The following is a 21,713-nucleotide window of genomic DNA, read 5'->3' as shown; positions in this document are numbered from 1 at the left end:
GCGAGAAAGGGGAGAAGAACGAGATGAAAGTAGGCGTATTTACCGTTTTGTATCAACAGCTGCCGTTGGAAGACATGCTCGACAAAGTCGCCGCCATGGGCATTGAGGCCGTTGAGCTTGGCACCGGCAATTACCCGGGCAACGCCCATTGCGATCCCGACGCGCTTTTGGACCAGCCGGAAAAAATCAAAGCTCTGAAAAAAGCCGTCGCCGACCGCGGCCTTGTCATCAGCGCCTTAAGCTGCCATGGCAACCCGCTTCATCCGGACAAAGCGTTCGCGAAACAGTCGCATGATACATGGCGGAAAACGGTCAGGCTCGCTGAGCAGCTTGAAGTCTCGGTCATCAACGCCTTCTCCGGCTGCCCGGGCGACCATCCCGGCGCCAAATACCCGAACTGGGTCACGTGCTCCTGGCCGCCGGATTACTTGGAAATTTTAAAATGGCAATGGGAAGAAGTCGTCATCCCGTACTGGCGCGAAGAAGCAGCGTTCGCCAAGGAGCACGGCATCACGCAAATCGCCTTTGAAATGCATCCGGGCTTCGTCGTCTACAACCCGGAAACGCTTCTCAAACTGCGCGAACACGTCGGTGAAGCGATCGGCGCCAACTTTGACCCGAGCCACCTGCTTTGGCAAGGCATCGACCCGATTGAGGCGATCAAACTGCTCGGCCGCGAAAAAGCGATTTTCCACGTCCATGCGAAAGACACGTACTTAGACGAAGCGAACATCCGCAAAAACGGCGTGCTCGATACGAAACATTACAGCCAAATCCTTGACCGCTCGTGGGTGTTCCGCACCGTCGGCTACGGGCAAAGCGAAAAAATGTGGCGCGACATCGTCAGCGCCCTGCGCGCCGTCGGCTACGACTACGTGCTGTCAATCGAACACGAAGATATGCTCGCTTCGATCGATGAAGGGCTGTCAAAGGCCGTCGCCCTCTTGAAAAAGGTGTTGTTCAAAGAAGAACTGCCGGAGATGTGGTGGGCTTAAAAAAGAAGGCGGCAAGGAGACCGAGGCGCTCTTTGCCGTCTGTATGCTTGCTTTGACATCTGCCGCTGATCAGGCATGGGCGCAAGCGCGGCTGTAGACCGATTCATGTAGGGCGGCCCAGGGCGCAACAGTCTTTTACATAGCGCGCGCCGTCTGGCTGCGGATGCGCCCCTTCAGCAACAGAAGTCGATGCCCGTCCACCGTCAAATCGATCATCGCCCCGTTCAATATGTCTTCGCCTGATTTCCGCCCGTTCGCCTGCAAATACTTCACCCGATACCATTTTCGTCCATATTCAAAATAGAGATACTGTCCGCGCTGGAAATCGATCCAAAACTTCACCGCCTCGCCGTTCACGGTCTTCCATACATACCCCCAAGCCCGATCTTGGCGGATCGGCGCCATTTTCGGGCGCGCGGAATTGATGGCTTCGTAATACAGGCGGTGTTTGATGTCAAACAGCACCATCCTATTCGCCTCCTTTTGGACAACTATACTATATGTATAGCGCCAACTAGGAGAAATAGACATGCCAGCTTACCCGTTTTCTTTCAGCAGCCGTCCCGCCATCACCCGAACCGCGAGCGTCACGACAAACATCGAGACGAATGAATATCCCCACTTCCACGTACGGTATTCGATCAGGTCGGTGTGCCGCTCCAACAGGGTCTCGACCGCCGTCATCGCCCCTGTATAAGCGGCGCACTGCATCCATATCCCCTTCCAGCCCGAGCGGCGCGATGTCCCGTAAACGTACACACTGACAACAGGGTAAAGCAAGTATTCAAAGATCACGCTATCGTTCGTATAATCTGGAAACAGCCGCACCGGATATGCAAGCATTCCCGCCCCGCTGACGATCAGGCCGGTCAAACTGGAAAGATACGCATTCAGCAAAAACGAAAACCATACTTCCCTTGGTGAAAGAAAGCGGAAGCTGAGCCCCAGCAAACCGATGCCCACCGCAGCAAGCAGCCAAAGAATCCATTGTTCCATGATAGCCCCCGAGTGCGAATCATGTCGATTTTTCTTTAGTATGGGATGAAAGAGGGGGGAGTATGTGAAAAAGTTAAGGTTTTTAATCTTATGCCAGCATATTCCGGTAAGTCATTGACGGTCCCAAATTTCTTACAGTAAAATAAAAATAGTTTCAAGAGCGAATGTAGGGGAACAAGTCTTACTTATGAATTCTGTTTACTTAGATTAGAGGTGAAACAAAAAGTGATCGGGAATCCATTTGTGACATATTTAGACAAGTTTAATGTACTTTCTCCTAATCATTCGAAAATCTACGATGAATACAATCGGGAGATGGAAACGGAAGAATCGTTTGATTTCACCATTGCAACAAAAATTGAAGAGCATCTGAAAAACATCTTCTCCAATAACCCTCACAGTGTTATCCTAACAGGAAACGCTGGTGACGGCAAGACTAGACTGTGCCGTTTAATTCATGATCAATTTTCTGATAAATCTTTAGTGAACTGGCCGGAAAATGGGGTTGTAACTGTTCAGTATGAAAAGGGAACCATTAAAATTGTTAAGGATTTATCGGAGTTAAAAGAGGAAATTATATATGGTATTCTACTGGAATTACAGCGCTGTGTTTGTAATCGACATAAGGATAAAGTGTTCTTTCTGATTGCGGCAAACGAAGGAAAATTGTCAAAGGTATTGATGCGCTATAACGAGTTAAGTGTTTTGCGTCAATACATTATGGCACGGTTCGATTCGTATGAAAATAATGACGACCATTTAAGTGTTATCAACTTATTAGATGTGACTTCCTCTGTTTATGTAGAAAGGGTATTAAACGAATGGAATAAAGAAGAATATTGGAAGGCTTGCGAACAATGTGAAAAGAAGCCTCAGTGCATTATTTATTTAAATCATCGGCGCACTTCCCAACCGTCTATACAGAGAAAAATAGTAAGCCAGTATCGTTTGCTCGATTATCTAGAAACTCATATCACCCTAAGGGAAATGCTAATACATATGAGTTATTTAATTACCGGGGGATATGTTTGTAAAGATATTTTGGAAGCGGATCATACGCATATACGGGAACAATCTAAAAAGGCTTATTACCAGAATTTTTATGGTGTAGGAGTTGGTGAAGAAGGTTTTTCCGAGATGAAGGCATTGAGGGCATTTCGTTCTTTAGATCCAGGTCTTTATTCTTACTCGCCGATTGATGATTTTATTATGAATGGCGATATTAATGGGGATGAAGAAATAGAAAGGTTATATAATGAAGTTTTTGATGATGATTTAGATATAGAATTTGACTATTTTAAGAAAAAAGTTAGATTTTATAGAGAATATGGTCAAAATATTGATCAACCCTTTTTAGAGCATTGGATGCCTAAGTTAAGAAGAAAAGTATACTTCGAACTCGAAGGACAAAATTATCTTAATACCTTGAAACTTCTCCCGTTTGAGTATTTAGAGCAATACATTGGTTTATTTGATAATGACAGCGCTCAAAGTAATGTCCGAAAGGATTTAGTAAATGGACTAAATAGAGCCTTTTCTCGCAGGCTTACCCATAAATTTAAATCCAAAGGCTCTTTCTATTTGAAAGTTTCTAATGAGACATTGATGATCTATGGATCTTTTGACCGAAGAAAGATAGAGCTATTGCAGGAGAAAGGGAGAGACGACCTAGATCATTTGTCTTCGAAGTTCTTCCTTGTTGTTGATGGAGAGGTAAGATTGAAAATTAATTTATCGGTTTTTGAGTACTTAATGCGGTTAAGTTCTGGGGGTACGCATAATATTCTTAGTCAAGAAGTGGAAATATTATTGAATACATTTAGAAACGAACTAATTAGAATTAGTGAACCAGATATGGATGTATTGGAGATATACCGGTTAGATAAAGATAGCGGTGTTTACGTCGAACATGTGCTAGATGAGTGAAAATAAACATAGTTTTGGATGAAGGGAAGGACAGGAATGGCCACTGGAACTGAAGGATTTGCTGCTCAGTTGGCATCAGAAATATGGGGACACCGATTTATGGATGGTCAACGAGGCCCAGAGTATGTTCTTGAGTTTATGAACGTTCTTGCAGGGACAAATTATACATTAAATGCTGATAAGTATAAAAGAAGAAAGGCAGAGGGATTTAGGAGATTTGTTTTTGAAGGGGACAAGGAAGGAAGTAAAAATGACATTGTTCAATTAGAACAAGAGAAACGTCAGCTATTATATAAAGAAGTTGGTGGAGAAGATACAGTGATGGTGATTAGGGAATTCTTTAGAAATCTGGAAATCCCTTTATATGATGGACGAGGGAATTTAGCAGATCGTTCTTGGTATGCAAAGACTTTGTACCCCCTTCATGAGTCTTTGCTGTTTTTTGAACTAAGAAGAAAAAAAGGAGAAAAGGTTGCTAGTTATGAAAGAAACTTCTTCGCGCGAGGTGGAGAGTTGTACTATCTTATGTTATCTTATGGAACAGAGAAACAACCATATCTAAGGAAAGAAATCGAAGCTAGAATGGAAGAGCTGTTGCAACGCAATAAAGCAATTGAAAAAATTGTTAGTAAAATTATTAATGTTTTAGATAATGATGAAGAGACGAAAGAATCTGATTATGCCCTGTTGAAATCCATAGAGAACGTTAATCGAGAATATCCGAGATTGCCTATAACAGAGCATGTTCTTTTTGATAGATTTGCTCAAGAGTATCATCAACTTATCCATCTCAATCTAGATATTTTTGAAATGTTTCATTTGTTAGTCAGCCTCGTTGGTTTTCAATTGATCCAATATATGTATGATAGAACCAAGAAAGACGATAATGATAAACTTATTATGTTTTTTGATTGTTTAGATGGTCAAGTAGGTCAGGTTTTAAAATTATCAGCCCAGTCATTTCAAGAGAATGAAGCAATGGTGAGAGAAAAATTTGAAAAGGAACTAAAAAGACTTTTAACTGAAAAGATTAGTGCAATTTATGAGGCCAATAAAAAACTTGAGCAATGGCAGAAAGACCCTGATGAATTGCTCAAAGTTTTAGGATTGAAAAAAGTAAGGACTGGAAAACAACGAATTATTAAGGCTTTAAGCCAAGCGAAATCATTTGAGGAGTTGGTAGACGATATCACAATAATTGTGCAAGAAACAGTATCACCACAACTCAAAAAACATTATCTTTCCATTATTCGTGGAATTATAAGGGATAGCGGAATGGGGGGGTTTCGTGCAGGAACAAACTATCGTTATTTTATGACAGATAAATTTTTAGAGATGTTGGTTTTAGTAAATATTCCCCCTCAACAATCGATGGAGTTTGCTGAATTTCTTCATCAGATCTACAACAAGTATGGTTTTGTCATAGGTGAAGAACACGCAAGGTTGAGTGGGCTGTATGAGAAATCGAAGCTGAACGTAAGTTATTTCCATAAAAACGAACAATCTTTGCGTGAGAAGTTGAAGAGCAACGGCTTGCTTATTGAATACTCAGATGCGACGGCAATGATCAGAAATCCTTACAATTCTGTACTAGAAAAGGTGGGATTATGATAACAAGCGAGCAATTTTTGGCTAAGTGGATTAACCTTACTATTTTAGAACATTTAAAAAAACAGAAGGATAATGCAAAGAAACTTTTTATTAAGCTTAGTGGTTTTTCGGGCAAAGATGTACATTTTGTTTTGAATGAATTGAATAGCAATTTAGATGTATTTAAGAAATATTATGAACCGATCATACGTACTATTGCCTCTGTTCCTGGATTTGAGGAGTACAAATTTCGTGACCATGAAACGAGTACGTGGTTGAGAAATAATATTAAGGACAACCAAGCGCTAGTGTTAATCATTAATGAAATGACTACGGAAGCGCAAAGTTTGGAAAACTTGTTTGCTATTGATGAATCATATTTGTTATCTCCAAAAGGGCTTAGTATACTTTACGAATTATTGGTTCAGGAATTTCGTTTTGCTTCGGATGAAATCGAGGAGTTGAAAGTATTTCTGGAGATGGTTCGGGACGTAACTGATCCCCAGCTGCGAATATTGTTGCAATTTCTTGTAGCGATTACACATGAAAATATGTTAACCATCACACATAGAATCCAAAAGCATTTGCCTTCATTGGGTTTTTTTAGGGATTCTAAATTAAAAATCGGGAATAACCATACAAAACGTTTAAAAAGTAACTATATGTTGGCCAATCTGCAAAAAGGAACATCATTGCTGGATGGGGAAAAGCTCCTTGAAAAACTTGATTCATTTCTAGAATATGAGGAGAAACAAAACTGGGTAAGCGAGCTATGGAACGAGGTTGAACCGGATATTTTTCGAAAAGAAGCGATGCAGTTTATTCAAACAGGCAATAGGGAATTTCTTAAGTACGAATTTGAGATTATTGAACAGATCTTTAATTTTAAGGTTAATCAAAGTTTAGCTGAAAAGGTTAGTGAGGCTATTAGCATACACAACAAAACGGATCAAGAGAAGAAAGAAATTGAATGGGGAATTGAAGCTATTCGCAGGGAAGAAGATCCTGACGATATTCAGGAGTTCTTAGACAAGTACGAAAAGGAGATTTCCTCGCCGGCAATAGTTAAACGGATTAATCGGTTAATTGAAAAATTGCGTCACCCTGCTGAATATGATGATATTCATAAAGCACTTTTATATGAATCATTTTTATTAATAGATGAGTACTATTCAAATGATAATTTGCAACGGTCAAATATCAAAGAAGCACATTTTCAATTGAGGGTCGTCACTTCCAAGGTGAATGAAAAAGAGAAACAGTTGTTAAATATATATTTCAAGGGCTTATCCAGCATTGTTCCTATTATAAAGTTCCATGAGGAAAGCATACCTGTAGAATGTGATGAAACTGTAAAAAATGAAGGAATTACCTTTGAGTTGGAATTTATCCATGATAGCACTGTATTAGGGAAAAACAAATTTAAGCTTCTTAACTTCGCAGATAATATTATCTACTCGTTGATTGATGAAATTAACCAAGGAATATTGCCCTATATAAAAAATTATTTCCAGCATAGGGTTGATAAGGTAGATGTGAGGGAGTTGGTAGGCGATAATATAAAATATTATTTAATTTCCAAAATGGAAGGAATAGAATTACACTTTGAAAAGTGGAACTCATTTATCGATGACTATTGTTTGTTATTAAAAAATGTTTTGATAAACGGGGTGTGTAGCATAAATCCCGATGAGTTGGACGAGATATTAGGCCGTTTATTATCTAATATATATTCCTCTGTCAATGTCGCAAAACTTATTTATAAGGCGTTACATTATATTGGAACTATTGATATGTTTGATTCTATAGATGAGAAAACTTTAGCGGCTCCTATTGAAAGAGTTGTCACTGTATTTAATCCAATTCGACTGTTGAGCTATTTGCGTCGACTTCAGTCAATAAATAGCTGCATTGAAGATTGGATTCAAAGAGCAAGCAATAATAACCTTGAGGTTTATAAAGTAGATGATTATTTAGTTTTTACTATAGATAAGTATTCTCATCTGGCTCCGCGTTATATGCTTAACGAAGATGAAGAGACTTACTTAATAGCGAACCATGAAAACTTTGGAAACGGATGGTTTGTTTTAAATACGCACGCAACGAATTCCAGTATTCATTTATCTAAAGAGTTGTCTTCGGAATTGGTTAATGTTGTAAAAAACTACTTAGAAGTATACCCTTACGCAAGAGATGGTCTTGATTTGCTGTTTTTGTATTGTCAAAGTGCTGACGTTGTTATTCGATCGATTGATGAGCTGGTTAAGCGCGTTCCGAGCTTAACAAAATTAAAGTTGACAGTTCATAGTGTTCATGCCGCCCAGTTGCATAAAGAATTGAATAATTGGATTGAGTTAAGAGAAGAATATAAAAATCCTTCTTTTAATATGATGTTCCCTAAATTAGAGGTTAATGTGATTAACGGGGCAGATATTGATGAAATCTCAACTCAAGTCCGTGAACAAATGATAGATACAGATTTAGTAGTATTGATGGATTACTTTGGGCAAAATGGGCAGGTTAAATATAATTTTAATAAGGTTAACCCTTTACTGAGCAATGACTGGTTCAGCGAACCTTATAAAGAACCACTGTCTGTTCAAGAAGCGTTAAAACGTATTCCTTATGTAAGTAATAGTTTGCCAAGAACGCTTCAGTATTTTTATCAAATGCAGTATATTATTTATAGTAAATCTATGCCCAATGAGGATGAACTTTACTTACTGAACGTAACCATTTCTCCTAATCATTTCAGTGGTTCTTTGGTTGACTTTATTCATGAACACTTTAACTGGGTTATGATTATGGACCGTTTCTTGGATAAATCTTTATTACAAAAAATTTCTTCAAGAGCACAAATCATTCAATATAAGTCAAAAGCAGGGAAAAATAAAAATTTTAAGCTTATTTTGTCTTCATCCAAATATATAAGAAAGTTAAGCCATCAAACCCAAGATTATGCTTACTATGACCGATTGCATCGTAAGCTGGCAGATATTTTGAAAAACAGCCAAGTTCAACGAGAAGCTGTTATCGAGGCGGTAGACAAGGTAAAAGATATTTCCGGAGCATTAGTTCTAAAAGTAATTGGTCCGGGAAAGTATGCTCATGAGATGCTAGCCACTTATTTGACCACTAAACGGAAAGATCAAATGGACTGCAAAGAAAATTCATTGACTGTTTGGTCGTGGTGTGATGAGTTGCCATGGTTTTCGGCGAATACAAGAAGACCTGATCTTGTACGTTCTGTCATTTATAAGAGGAATGGCCGACTAGTCATCGATTTTGAATTAATAGAACTCAAGTTCGTAAACCATCATATTTTAGATAGGGAAAGAATAGATGCTATCAAGCAAGTCGATGTCGGATTGAAAGAGTACAAACAACGTTTTTCATTCGCTGATAATCACGCTGATGCAGAATATTGGAAAAGTGAGCTAGTGCATTATCTAGTGGAAAAACAGGCTTATTTGCCGTTCGAGGTTGAACTTTTAAAAGACATGCAAAATACTCGAGCACAGGATATAGAAGTGAATGTTTCAGCTTCCATTGATGTTTATTGCTATACGTCCAACTTAACTGATCGAGAGTTCAAAGAAGTGGAAAAAGGGGTTTACGTTGATATCATTGGCGATAGTTACTACAATTATATTTACGGACGTCATTATATACTCGAACAATTGGGGGCTGATGAGCAACAAATTCCTTCTTATGACGAGCTTTTGGAAGAGGATGATGAGTTGGCTGCACAGCTGCCAATTGTTGTGGATACAGACAAAACAAAAGTTATTAGTGATAAGGAAATAGGGAATGAAGAAGAAAACAAGCAAGCAGTGGACGACTATAACAGGGAAGATAATGGGGAAGATAACGGGAAGGATAAAGAGAGTGATAATGTTACATTAGGTGATTATCCAGAGCTTATAGCGTTAAGAGGGATTCAACTGAACCACACAAGTATTTCGCAAGACTACACAGAGATATTGCATGAATTAGAGAAAAATTTGGTGCGTAATTTCCTAAAAAACGGCTTAGATGTTAAAATTAAAAAGAGTATAGTAGGATCAAGTGTAATTAGGTTTTATTTGAATATTCCAGGCGATGTTTCAGTGAAAAAAGTTGTATCTCGTTCTCAGGACATTCAAATATGGTTAGGGTTAAACAATGAACCAACTTTTGCTATTGACAAAAATGGTGTTTATATGGATGTTATAAGAGACGATCCTGAAATTATTTACTTTGAAAAGTTCATGAGACTAGTTAGGGATCAACTTAGCGAAAAAATCACACGAACGAACTTGATTGCACCATTAGGCCTTGATCCATTAAATAACGTGGTAAGCATAGACTTAGCTAACCCCGTGTCACCACACCTGCTCGTTGGTGGAACAACCGGGAGTGGTAAAAGTGTGACACTTAATTCTATTATTCTTAGTATTATGTGTTTATACAGTAGCAAAGATGTTCAATTCATTTTTATTGATCCGAAGCAAGTGGAATTTAACTTCTATGAAGGAAAATCACATACCCGTAAAGTTATTACTCAGATAGAGGAAGCTGTTCAGGCATTAGAAGAGCTAGTTGAGGAAATGGATCAACGGTATGCCGTCATGAATAAGGAGTATGTGAGCAATTTGGAAGAGTTTATCGGTTTGACTGGAAAAAGTATGCCTAGAATAGTGGTTGTGTTTGATGAGTTTGCTGATTTTATGAGTCAGGATAAAGAGACTGCAAAACGGGTTGAAACGGCGATACAAAGGCTAGGTCAAAAGGCAAGGGCGGCAGGAATACATCTAATTATTTGTACACAATATCCTAAAGCTGAAATTGTCAATACAAAAATACGTGCGAATTTGCCGGGAAGACTGGCATTAAAAGCAGCAGATAGCGTGGCATCTCATGTCATTCTTGAACAAGAAGGTGCGGAGAGATTAGGAGGTAAAGGGGATTTCTTGGCAAAGGTTGGTTCAGATGGGGTTGTTCGTGGTAAAAGTCCGTTCCTCACACCTGAAGTTAAAAGGGCCCTGCTAAAATATTTTGAGCAAGAAATATATAGCATCTAGATACAATCCTGTATCTAGATGCCTCTTTTTCGATTTTCAGCACTGCTGGACAAGTCGTTCCATTAATGTTACGAGGTGATTAAAGTTGGCATATGGTCAACATCAAAGCTTTTATTTACGAGATCGTTGGCTAAGTAAAGCTCTTCGCTATTTATTAGAAGATAAACGTTTCTTTTATAACAAGGATTCATTTGAAAAAGTCGGTTTAGGAAAAAATATGCTACAATCATTACGTTTCTGGGTTATTGCTACTCGTGTGGTTGAGGAAAAAGTGGATAAAGATCAGAAAAGGGTGCATTATATAACCCCTCTAGGGGAAGTAATTTATAAATTTGATCGGTTTGTGAGATTTAACGAAACGGCATCCATCCTGCACTATGAAATGACAAAAGAAAAAGAACCGGCGACTGCTTGGTATTGGTTTTTTAACATATTTCCTCAGCAGGTTGTTTCAAAGGATGAATTGCTTCAGTCATTTGTTTACTGGGTAAATGAACAGGAAACAAGGGAAGTGTCTATAAAATCACTAAAGAGAGATATAGAGTGTCTGCTAAAACTTTATACGGCTGGACACTCGACCTTCGATCCTGAGGAAGTGATACATAGTCCTATACATAAGATAGGGTTAATCGAGGAAAATAACAATATAATTTACAAAAAAGTTCCTGGTATAGATGATATAGGAATTACTGCCTTAATGTATTCTTTATTAGACTATAAGGTAAGAAAGGGAATAGATACTGTTTCGGTAGACGAGATTGCAAACGAAAAAGGATTATGGGGAAAGATTTTTAACATGGATCGCTCTAGTGTTGTGAATGCATTGGAGTTGCTTGCGAATCGATCTGTATATCCTATTTCATTTACCAGGACAAATAATTTGGACACGGTTAAACTTCCAGATATTTCTCCAATTGAATATTTGCAATTCGAATATGCGAGAAAGGTTGAGAGTTTAGTATGACTTTTAAATCAAGCATCAACATTAGGTTCGACTTAGGCAAGCTTGAATATTTCGAGAGATATATGCCTACCCCGTCACATGCGGAAGTACTAAGAGGGGTATTGAGAGGGATCAATTACAAAGAGTCTAGAGCTCATATCGTAGTGGGACCGTACGGGACGGGTAAATCTCTTTTGGGTACTATTATTGCAGGCATTGTTTCAAAAAACGTAGATCCAGCTGCATTTAATATTTTGAGAAAAAAATTTAACCAAGTGGATGATGAGATTTATAATGAGCTGGGCAATGTACACTATCACTCATATCGCTATTTACCCGTTATTTTAAATGGATATGAAGGAAACTTCCGTCAAGCTATTTTGTCGTCAATTATGAGGGTCTTAAAACAGAATCGTATTCCGATTGTTGCTCCTGGAGTTGTCAGCCGCATTCTAGGAACCATTGATACGTGGGAGAAGGAGTACAAGCAGACATATAAAAAGTTTCTACAAATGCTCAATGATAAGAAAAAAGATTTAGAGATTTGGCGGATAGAAATATTAAATTACAATGAAAAAGAAATTAAATGGTTTCAAGATATTTATCCTGCACTAACCTCTGGAGCAGAACTTGTATTTGATTTTGAAGAAGAATTTATTTTTCAAGTTCAATATATTTTAAATGAATTAAGCAAACAACGTATAGGTCTTTTCATTGTATACGATGAATTTGGACGGTTTTTGCAAAATATCCATGTAAACCAAATTTATCAGACGATGCAAGACATTCAGGATTTGGCTGAGCTAGCAGATCACGGAAGTGATAACTTCCATATTATGTACATTACTCATAAAAATCTGCGCCATTACTTCTTGAAATATAGCGAAGAATACCACAATGAGTTTCAACGCATTGAGAAACGTTACAACATATATCATATTGAAAGTGACGGGGCAACTTATATTCGACTCATTCAACATATCATTAATGAACTGTATGGGAGAGGGAATATAAGCGAGAATAGGAAAACAAAATATATCAATTATTTGCGTAAGTTCCCTCTTTTTCCTGAGTTTAACCAAGTAGAAATAGAACGACTGGTAGTTGAGGGAACATATCCAATGAACCCAGTAGCATTGGCTTTGCTGCCAAATGTATCTAGTTTATTTGGCCAAAACGAGAGAACGTTATTTACTTTTTTGGAAAGTCGTCAGGTTGGGGGATTGATGTATTTTGTTACAAAAAAAGAGGAAGAGGTCTATACAGCAGCGCATTTGTTTGATTATTTCTTTCCAAATGTAGAAGAATTAGATTTGGAAGAAGGCTTTGAGGAGTTAGGAACATATCAAAAAATAATAAAGAAAACCCCACATCTTGATAATAAGCATTTAGCAGTGCTGAAATTTGTAACTTTATGGAATATTGCCGGATTCCAAGCTACATATCCCTTGACCACGGATTTAATTGCATTTGCCTTAGACAGTGATGAGGATGAAACAGAAGATGTCTTAAATAAGCTAGCAAATAATAAGGTGATAAGATTTAACAGCATTTTAGGGTATTGGGAGCTATTTGAAGGAAGTGGGGTAGATGTTGGAGAAATTATCGAAGAGAAAATAAAAGGATTTTATTTAAAAAAGGATAGAAAACTAGAGATTCTCGAAGAGCATCTTGAAAAGAAGTTTTATTTAGCCAATGAATATAATGATGTGAAAAGTATGACGCGATTTGCTTCAGTACGTTTATTATTTAGTTCTGACATTTTAACAGGAGATTTACCAGCCGTCTCTATAAATAGCAAAGCAGATGCGATGATTTATTTAGTTTTATTGGATGATAAGAATGACAAGGATAAAGTGATTAAAACACTGCAAATGCGTAGGGATCCAGATCGCTTATATTGTGTACCGAACTTTGATGATAGATCATTAGAAAATCATGTTGAGGTTTTTGAGCTCATTGACAATATTCTTTTGAAGGATAAAGAATTACTGAAAACGGATCCGAATCTCAAAAACGAACTGATTTTAAAGAAAGAAGAAACAGCGTTTGTTATTCGAAAATTCCTATCTCGATATATTAATTTTAATGAAGATTTAGTATGGATTGTAGGCGGTGAGATACGCTACATACCAAATGAATTCGTCTTGGAAAAAATATTGTCAGACATAATGATGGAGCTTTATCCATTGACTCCAGAAGTGAGAAATGATTCTTATAATCGAAGAACGGTAAATCGCGTTCAGTTTAAGGCAGGATGCAATGTTATTGATCATATATTAAGATACTGGGACTCCCCCCAATTCAATATCAAAGGAAATGGACCGGACTATTTGCTTTATGCAACAATTTTTAAAAATAATAATTTAGATATTACAAAACTAGATGAGATTTCGGACCAAAACTTTAGATTAATGAGGAATAAACTAGTACAATTAGTAAATGAAGAGCCTATAGGTTCGCTGCAGTCATTTAAAAACATTTTTAGCAATCCGCCTTTTGGAGTAAGGGAGCCACTTATCCCTATCTATTTTGTCAGCTTGCTTAGAGATAAATGGGATTGTTTGTCGTTTTATCGAAATAATATGTATGTACCTGAGATTAACGGTGAGAAACTCTTTAGCATGTTTGAAGAGGCTGATCAGTATCAGTACATTTATTATGAGTTCGGAACAGAATACGAAAATCTCTTTGTACAAATTGAAGAAATTTTTCTACAATATGGGTTAGAGAACTCGATGCCCAGACATTTAAGGGCAGCAAATTTAATATTAAAATGGCTACGCTCTTTGCCGAGATTTACACAGATTAGCGGAAGAATGGATGAACAACTCCTCCGTTTAAAAACAATGATAAGGAAAGTAGAGGTTAATCCGAACAAAGCTTTAGAAGAGCTTGCAAGTGTATATGGGGATAACCCGGGATTGTTGAAAAATCATGCGAGGAAGCTAGAAGAATATTGTACGTCACAAAAAGAGAGATTTAAGCATACTGTGCTCCAAATTTTGGGTGTTAGTACAGATGAAGAACTAGTGGAGTGGGCGAATAGACAAAACGTTCTGGATAAAAAACAAAATCCCCTACTCACTTCCATACTAGATTCTTCCGACTGGTTTGATACATTAGTTGATCGTCTTGTCGGTGTTCCTTTTGAGGATTGGTCTGATAATACGGCAGATATGTTTTTAGTGCAGATGAAAAACGAGCTTGATCAAATTGATGGTGCATCTCATTCTAAGGATAGTATTTTATTGTCAATTGGTGGTCGGGAAAAAGCGGTCGCTAAAGTAGAGTTGTCTCCGAAATCAAAAACACTTTACCAAAATATTCATCGTATCATTACAAATGGTGGAAGAACAGTTCCGAGAGAAGAAATTGAATATTTGATTTACAAACTTGTGGAGGAATTTATCAAATAGAGAAGGTGATTACATTGAATAGAAAGCCTGTCCATGTGGCTATGTTCAGCGGAGGTGCAGCAAGCGCCTACGTTGCGTACCGGATGGTACAAGCATATGGAAAAGAAAATTGCATTCTTTTCTTCACTAATACTCTTTGGGAAGATGAAGATAACTATCGTTTTATGGAAGAAGTGGCCGAATATATTGGAATCGAGATTACGGAAAGAATTGATGGACGCACCCCAGAAGAGGTATTTTACGATTACCGATTTTTAGGTAATGCAAGACTGGCCAAATGTTCTGAGGAACTTAAGGTAAGACAAACGGTCATGTTTATAGAGGAGTTACGTGATGAACACAATTTGGAGCCCATCTTATATTTTGGGATCGGCCCACATGAAAAACACAGGGCAGATAATTTGCGGGAATTTTATAAGCATGTTCCTCTCGAGCCAGTAGAGACACGATTTCCGATGATTGAAACATTTACAGAAGATATCGATGTCAAGTCAATTATTGAAAATGAATGGGGAATCCGGCTCCCGCGAATGTACAAATTAGGATTTGCACATGCTAACTGTGGTGGGCGCTGCGTTCGAGGCGGTTTTTATCATTACGCTCAACTATATAAGATTTGGCCTGATCGTTACAAAGAACAAGAGGAGATGGAGGAAAGATTTAGAGCATATTTTCAGAAAGATGTGTCCATCTTGAAAAAGAATGGAAAACCTTTTACATTGCGGGAATACCGAGAACAATTAGAGAGAGAAGGAGTCGAACGGTTTTTAAAAACCGAAGACGATACCATTCCTTGTGTATGTTCTTATTCATAAACATTCGTATAATGGTTGAGTATAGGGAAAAAGTTTCATAATGATACAAAGCCATAGTCCCTTTCTCCTTCTCGATAAACGGAGAAAGGGGAATGGCTTTTTCTAAATTCGCTTTTATATTTAGGAGGAAATAAATGGGGGAACAATGGCTAAATGAAATAATTAAAGCTTTAAAAAAGCTCGGGGGAGTCGGGACATTACATGAAATTTATGATCAGATAGAAAAAAACGGTGGGATTGACCTTAGCTACTATACTGACTGGAAGTCACAGGTTAGAAAGCATATTTATCTTCATTCTAGCGACTGTGACATTTTTAAAGGCACTAAGGGAGGAGAGAATGATCTTTTTTACTCCGTTAAGGGAAAGAGAAAAGGGAGTTGGGGACTTAGAGGTTTCGGATCTTCGTAGGACATAGGAAAACCCGAGTTCGACAGTCACCCGAGTTCGACAGCGACTAGGCAAACAAAATCCCTCTGATCCTTTGATACAAAAGGGATCAGAGGGATTTGGGCATACTTTAGGCGTGTATCTAGGGGCGAGGATGGATGCCTAGAATCTTCGGAGGAGGCTCCATCCCTAGAGCCGCAAAGAGTTGAGCCTGTTTGGCCGTCAGTTCGGTTCGTTGATAAAGGTCTCCGTTTTTTGAAGAAAAATGTCCAAGCATGAGACGCTCACATTCGTCTCTTACTTTTGGCCATGATTCATGAGTTCGGATCTCTACGATCCGAACCAGTAAGAGCGCCAACCAACTGAGCAGCACATGCGCCCGGATGCGGTCTTCCAAGCGATGATGCATGGGGCGCAGCTCGAGTGTCGATTTCAACGTCCGAAAGGCCTGCTCGATATCCACCAGTTGCTTATACCCGATGGCAACATCCTCGGCAGACAAGGTATCGTCGGATGTCCGGATGAGATATTTGCCGTCGTACTTTTCCGCTTCACGAACCGCTTGCTTGTCGATGCGAAGCGTTCCATCCTTCAACTGGCGTAAGTATTTTCCGTAGGACGGATGGGAACGCAATCGGCAGGTCGCCTTATGATGGGCTTCGTTGGGGAGTTGTCGAAGCCCTTCCAACTCTTCTTTCAGCGATTCGAGCAGCGTTTCCCGCTCCTTGCGTTGGCGTTCGGCTTCGCTGGGATTGTACACGAGAACATAGCGCTGACGCGCTTCACCGTCGCCGACGATGATGTCTTTGATGTGCAAATTCTCGTCCACTTCATGATAACGTCCGCGACGGCTTAAGGCCTCTTTGACGGCGGCTTTGCCGGATCGCATGTTTTCGCCGACAATGTAGTGTCCTCCGGCCTGTTGCAAGATTCGCAAATTCTCTTCAGAGGAAAAGCCGCGATCCATGACGCTGATCACACGCCCAAGCTTCCAGCCAATCAAGTCTTGTTTCACCTGTTTGATGACCGTCATGTCCATGGTATTGCCAGGCCATACCCAAGCGCGAATAGGGATTCCTTCCCGGGTGACAGCCAGCCCAATGACGATTTGAACCAAGTCTGGGCGTTTGTCTTTCGAGAATCCTTGTTTTCGAAGCGATTCTCCTTCCGGTGTTTCAGAGGGATCCACTTCGAAGTACGACGAAGTCGTATCAAAGTAAATCAAATCGACTTCCAGGTTCAATAAATCGGCCACGGCATGGAACACTTGGCGTTCCAATTCCGGTTGCACGGCCAGCAGTTCATCCATCGCCCGATATAACTGATGGCTGGCGACTTGGGGAAGATGGGGGATATGCACGTCTTTCTCCACCCACTCCTCCATCGCCAACTTGCTTGACGGATGAAGGGCGCGATTCGCCACCATGGCAAAAATCAGCCGTTCCAACGGCATCTGATGATGCCGGGAGGCAAACAAGGAGTGGAGAATCTCTCCCAACCCCAGTTGTCTCCAGAGCTGATCCAAGAGCCAAACGCCGCCAAGGCGTTTGCTTGACTGAAACTGAAAGTCATCCGACACTTCTCCTGTCAACGTCTCGATTTCCCAAGCCTGTTCGGGAGAAAGGAATCGCGAAATGCTTTTGGCCAGACGCTCCAAGACAGCACGATCCACCTCGTCTTCGCGCCCAAACGAATAAATCACCTTCGCCTTCGCATATTTGGCCTTCGGATCCCATTCGTTGTGAGCAAGCTGGAGATAGGCCACGGTCGTTCCATCTTTGTTTTTGCGTGTGACTCGTCGTATGTACATGCCTATATTATAAACGATATTGGGCTTTTTTAAAAGGATAAATTGTCAAGTCGTGTGCCTATGAAATTAAGCGTTTTTTTCTAGGATCCGTATCGCGAAATCCTTGATATAACAGCATTTTGGCCATTTTCATTTGCCTAAAATGGCCTCAAAACTGTCGAACTCGGGTTTTACTCACACCTTGCAATAATAAAATTCCTATTTCCTATGGCAAATTTCTTCTAACGTTATATAATTAGGATTAAATGAAAATAATTCAGGAGGACATTATTATGTCAGAAAAATGTGTGAAGTGCCATCGGCATGATGTTGAGCTATTGGAGACAGGGGACTTGAGAGAAGAGCGCATTGAACTAATGTGCGAACAGTGCATTATCGCAATGTATGAGGAGAAAATTGAAAAAGAGAATATGGTGTGTGATGAATGCGGGGGCAAGTTGTATATTTATATTGACGATGGGATAGCATGGTTCTCCTGCACCAAGGATCGTGAGCATATGTTTTACGGGGAATATTTGCTCGAGCCGCTCGACCCGCCAGAAGGGGAGAGTTGGTTTTAATTTACCATTTTGCAATTTTGATGCATGTATATCGTTTCGGGGAGTTTTCTTTTCATGACGACCATCTTTGGAATTTGGTGTTAGCTTGTCGAGAATGCAACTTGTCGAAAAGGGATTGGATTGCGGATCGCGTATTTTTGGGTTTTTTGATTGACCACAATTGATAATTGATTTCCTTAGAAGGCTGGTGAAAAACGAGTTTTGCGCCCAACTCGGCAACGCTGGACGGGAAAGGAATGTCGCTCTGACAACGTTTCTCTAATAGAGAAAGAGTTGGGATCCGACGATTTTTGCTTTAATCACCATCCTTCTAAAGACGGGATGTTTGATTTCTTCTATGAACCTGAATAGTTCTGCCACTGTGTGGGCCATCAATAATCAATGAGTCAGTGTGTGTATAAAAAAGATCGGCGCATACGATTGACGTAGGCATTTCACCAACTTCATTCGTTCATTCATTGAATACAAGGCACAACTACACGACAGCCACGTCATCGTTTGTTGATCCTGCTTATACGGACCAATAATACCTGAAATGTGGTTATACACATAAAGATAATCGCAAAAAGCAGGATCTTCTTAAATGAGGAGTTTATTAAAAAGTGAATTTTTAGAAAATATTTTGTTGACTTATGTAGCCAAACAGTCTATGCTAGTACTGTCCACGATATTGAGCAGAGGAGAGATGAGCAATGAGTGTAGCACAGGAAAAGAAAGGCTATTTCGGCGAGTTTGGCGGCAGCTTCGTTCCGCCTGAACTGCAGGAAGTGCTTGACTATTTGGAAGAGCAGTTTCTGAAATATAAAGATGACCCAGAATTCAATGAGGAGTTTCGAACCTACTTGCGGGAGTATGTCGGCCGTGAGAGTCCGCTGACGTTTGCGGCGCGGTTGACGGAGCGGCTCGGCGGGGCAAAGATTTATTTGAAACGTGAGGATTTAAACCATACCGGTTCGCATAAAATCAACAACGTCATCGGGCAAATTTTGTTGGCGAAGCGGATGGGCGCGAAGCGGGTGATTGCGGAAACGGGTGCAGGCCAGCACGGGGTGGCGACCGCTACCGCATGCGCCATGTTTGGCATGGACTGCACCATTTATATGGGGGAAGAAGATACGAAGCGCCAGGCGCTCAATGTGTTCCGCATGGAGCTGTTAGGGGCGAAAGTCGTGCCGGTCTCGAAAGGGCAAGGGCGGTTGAAAGATGCCGTGGACGAGGCGCTGAACGATCTTGTACAAAACTATAAAACTACGTTTTACTTGCTTGGTTCGGCGGTTGGTCCGCATCCGTATCCGTCGATGGTGAAACATTTTCAGTCGGTCATTAGCGAAGAAAGCAAGCGGCAAATTGTCGAGAAGGAAGGGCGGCTTCCAGATGCGGTGGTAGCCTGCGTTGGCGGGGGAAGCAACGCGATCGGAGCGTTCGCCCATTATTTGGATGAACCAAGCGTGCGGCTCATCGGTGTCGAGCCGGAGAAAGCGGCGACGTTGACGAAAGGGGTTCCGGCGGTTCTTCACGGATTCAAGTGTCTCGTGTTGCTTGATGAAAACGGAAACCCGCAGCCGACATACTCGATTGCCGCTGGGCTCGATTATCCGGGCATTGGTCCGGAACATAGCTACTTGAAAGTGTCCGGGCGTGCGGAATATTACACGGTCACGAACGAAGAGGTGCTTGAGGCGTTTCAACTGCTGTCCAAGACGGAAGGGATTATCCCAGCGCTCGAGAGCGCCCATGCGGTGGCATACGCTATCAAACTCGCGCCGACATTAAGCAAAGATCACATCATCATTGTGAACCTATCAGGCCGCGGGGATAAAGACGTCGAGCAAGTGTTTTCAATGTTACAGTCATAAAGGGAGAAGGCGGGCGGATTTTCACGTTGGTTTTCATGTGAAGCCGCCCGCTTATTGTTTTCGATCCTCCGTTTCCCGCTTGGTGATGTTCTGCGCTTTTTCACCATCGAATTGCGCAAACAAAAAGAGGAAGTTCGTGGGTTGCTTAAGAACTAATTGGGGCCAAAGATGCTTATATTTTGCGCAATAGAGAGTGAGGTTTGCCTTCGTCACGCCTTAGCGTGACGAAAGACCAAACAACCGTCCGTTTCACAGACCCATACATAGGTCTGGAAGCGGCGTTGTTCGGTCGCCGGGCAGTCGATCAAATCGCTCTGTAAAAGCGACAAATGCTAAATATGATTGCATTTACATCGTTCGTTGCGGCTAGCTAATGGCCACTCCCGCACTAGCATATCCCGTGATCGATGAGACAATAGAGAGACCGGAAGTAGTGACTGAAAACACCATGAGCAAGCGATCGCCTGCATTGACAGGCACGTTTAACCCTGTCATGATTCCGCTAGCGTTTTGCAGTAAGGAGATTGGAAATGTGATAGTTGGGTTTAACGTGACTAAAGTGCTTGGGATGGCGGTGAATATGTTGCTAGAAGGAGAGGTGGAAATGTATAGTTGAGCTCGGATAGTAGCGGTTCCTAAAAGCGCTGTGCCCGTGGTGGCAGAAAAGTTGGCTGCTACAGCTGTAATGATTCCATTGCGTGGAACAGTAAATGAAAAGTTGGATACACCGCCCAAGTTAATGGTGTTTCCGATTAGGCTAATGCTCGAAGCTGAATTTCCAACCCCAATTAAGCTAGCTGTATCTGCCAAACCTACTGCTGTTGTTGCCAGAGTAATTGTTGTTCCTGAAGCGAAGGGGATGATTGCGCCGTTCCCTGCCGGTCAGTAGGTCCGGTTGGCCCTGTGGGTCCAGTCGGTCCAGTGTATACCTTAACGATGGGTGGCTGGGTGCCGCATAAAGGGGAAAGACATTTTACACGAATAGGATGTCGGTCGGACAATTGTCAATCCTCCTTTCGATTTAAAGATTGTCTATTCACTAGTTTGATGGAACGTGCTTTTGGCAGAAAGAATGGATTCTAAAAAACATTTATTGTGCAATACGTCAGGATGATTGGGTACATACTCCCTAGCTTTCTCATTATGTTTGTATGCTAGTTCATACTCGCCTAAATAGGCGTAACATACACCGAGCTGCAAATGGGGAAGCCACGTCCAACAAGCGTGATGAAAAAATCCCCAACTGTCCGATGGCATCGTTAGTTGAGTGGCTAAATGATACCAAAACGCAGCGAGTCGATATTGTTTGCGTTGGAGAAAATAGTAGCCTAGGCGGCAGCAAAATTCAGGG

General features: G+C 40.7%; 15 protein-coding genes. 10 read left to right on the top strand and 5 right to left on the bottom strand.

The genetic code is table 11. The annotated features are described in order from the left end of the window. Positions 1–23: 23 nt before the first annotated feature. Positions 24–995: a sugar phosphate isomerase/epimerase family protein gene (locus BRO54_RS08550; protein ID WP_074043697.1), complete on the top strand. Its 972-nt coding sequence runs from the start codon at positions 24–26 to the stop codon at positions 993–995. Positions 996–1,130: 135 nt separating this feature from the next. Here the strand turns inward: BRO54_RS08550 and BRO54_RS08545 are convergent, their stop codons facing one another. Beyond that, positions 1,131–1,463 (bottom strand): hypothetical protein, encoded by a 333-nt coding sequence (locus tag BRO54_RS08545; RefSeq protein WP_013144985.1) that lies wholly within the window; start codon positions 1,461–1,463, stop codon positions 1,131–1,133. A 69-nt stretch (positions 1,464–1,532) separates the two neighbouring features. Beyond that, on the bottom strand, positions 1,533–1,991 hold the full coding sequence (locus BRO54_RS08540) for a CBO0543 family protein (protein WP_074043673.1): 459 nt from the start codon (positions 1,989–1,991) through the stop codon (positions 1,533–1,535). A gap of 225 nt (positions 1,992–2,216) precedes the next feature. On the opposite strand from BRO54_RS08540, the gene BRO54_RS08535 reads away from it, so the two are divergent. The 7 genes from BRO54_RS08535 to BRO54_RS08505 all read left to right on the top strand — a co-directional run bounded on the left by BRO54_RS08535 (position 2,217) and on the right by BRO54_RS08505 (position 16,157). Next, entirely contained in the window at positions 2,217–3,917 is a 1,701-nt protein-coding gene (locus BRO54_RS08535; protein WP_128570078.1) for a P-loop NTPase family protein, read from the top strand. Positions 3,918–3,953: 36 nt separating this feature from the next. Continuing rightward, positions 3,954–5,528: a hypothetical protein gene (locus tag BRO54_RS08530; RefSeq protein ID WP_235048623.1), complete on the top strand. Its 1,575-nt coding sequence runs from the start codon at positions 3,954–3,956 to the stop codon at positions 5,526–5,528. Next, on the top strand, positions 5,525–10,570 hold the full coding sequence (locus BRO54_RS08525; RefSeq protein WP_074043672.1) for an FtsK/SpoIIIE domain-containing protein: 5,046 nt from the start codon (positions 5,525–5,527) through the stop codon (positions 10,568–10,570). Before BRO54_RS08530 ends, BRO54_RS08525 begins: the two co-directional genes overlap by 4 nt. Positions 10,571–10,655: 85 nt before the next feature. Continuing rightward, the gene (locus BRO54_RS08520) at positions 10,656–11,534 is read left to right on the top strand and encodes a DUF4007 family protein (RefSeq protein WP_020755162.1); all 879 of its coding nucleotides are present in this window, start codon (positions 10,656–10,658) and stop codon (positions 11,532–11,534) included. A 173-nt stretch (positions 11,535–11,707) separates the two neighbouring features. Continuing rightward, complete coding sequence (locus tag BRO54_RS08515) at positions 11,708–14,932, top strand: hypothetical protein (protein WP_223810923.1); 3,225 nt, start codon at positions 11,708–11,710, stop codon at positions 14,930–14,932. Between the two features lie 14 nt (positions 14,933–14,946). Then, a complete protein-coding gene (locus BRO54_RS08510) occupies positions 14,947–15,747 on the top strand; it encodes a hypothetical protein (protein WP_223810922.1) in 801 nt (266 codons plus the stop codon). Between the two features lie 134 nt (positions 15,748–15,881). Continuing rightward, positions 15,882–16,157: a hypothetical protein gene (locus tag BRO54_RS08505; protein WP_020755165.1), complete on the top strand. Its 276-nt coding sequence runs from the start codon at positions 15,882–15,884 to the stop codon at positions 16,155–16,157. 121 nt (positions 16,158–16,278) lie between these two features. Here the strand turns inward: BRO54_RS08505 and BRO54_RS08500 are convergent, their stop codons facing one another. Beyond that, a complete protein-coding gene (locus BRO54_RS08500; RefSeq protein WP_074043671.1) occupies positions 16,279–17,946 on the bottom strand; it encodes an IS1634 family transposase in 1,668 nt (555 codons plus the stop codon). Between the two features lie 272 nt (positions 17,947–18,218). On the opposite strand from BRO54_RS08500, the gene BRO54_RS08495 reads away from it, so the two are divergent. Both BRO54_RS08495 and trpB read left to right on the top strand, forming a co-directional pair. Continuing rightward, positions 18,219–18,506, top strand: a complete 288-nt coding sequence (locus BRO54_RS08495) for a hypothetical protein (RefSeq protein ID WP_033012018.1) — start codon at positions 18,219–18,221, stop codon at positions 18,504–18,506. Positions 18,507–19,198: 692 nt separating this feature from the next. After that, positions 19,199–20,362 carry a tryptophan synthase subunit beta gene (trpB, locus tag BRO54_RS08490; RefSeq protein WP_062898725.1) on the top strand — a complete coding sequence of 388 codons (1,164 nt, stop codon included), beginning with the start codon at positions 19,199–19,201 and terminating at the stop codon, positions 20,360–20,362. Between the two features lie 366 nt (positions 20,363–20,728). On the opposite strand, the gene BRO54_RS08485 is transcribed toward trpB, so the two are convergent. Continuing rightward, complete coding sequence (locus BRO54_RS08485; protein WP_239691231.1) at positions 20,729–21,193, bottom strand: exosporium glycoprotein BclB-related protein; 465 nt, start codon at positions 21,191–21,193, stop codon at positions 20,729–20,731. Between the two features lie 201 nt (positions 21,194–21,394). Next, positions 21,395–21,713: tetratricopeptide repeat protein (locus BRO54_RS20240; protein WP_204378354.1), on the bottom strand; the 319-nt coding region annotated here is incomplete at its 5' end.

The sequence above is a fragment of the Geobacillus proteiniphilus genome, from assembly GCF_001908025.1.
In the GTDB taxonomy this organism is placed as follows: domain Bacteria; phylum Bacillota; class Bacilli; order Bacillales; family Anoxybacillaceae; genus Geobacillus; species Geobacillus proteiniphilus.
Note: the sequence above shows the minus strand (reverse complement) of the source record. Positions and strands in the feature narration are given on the sequence as shown.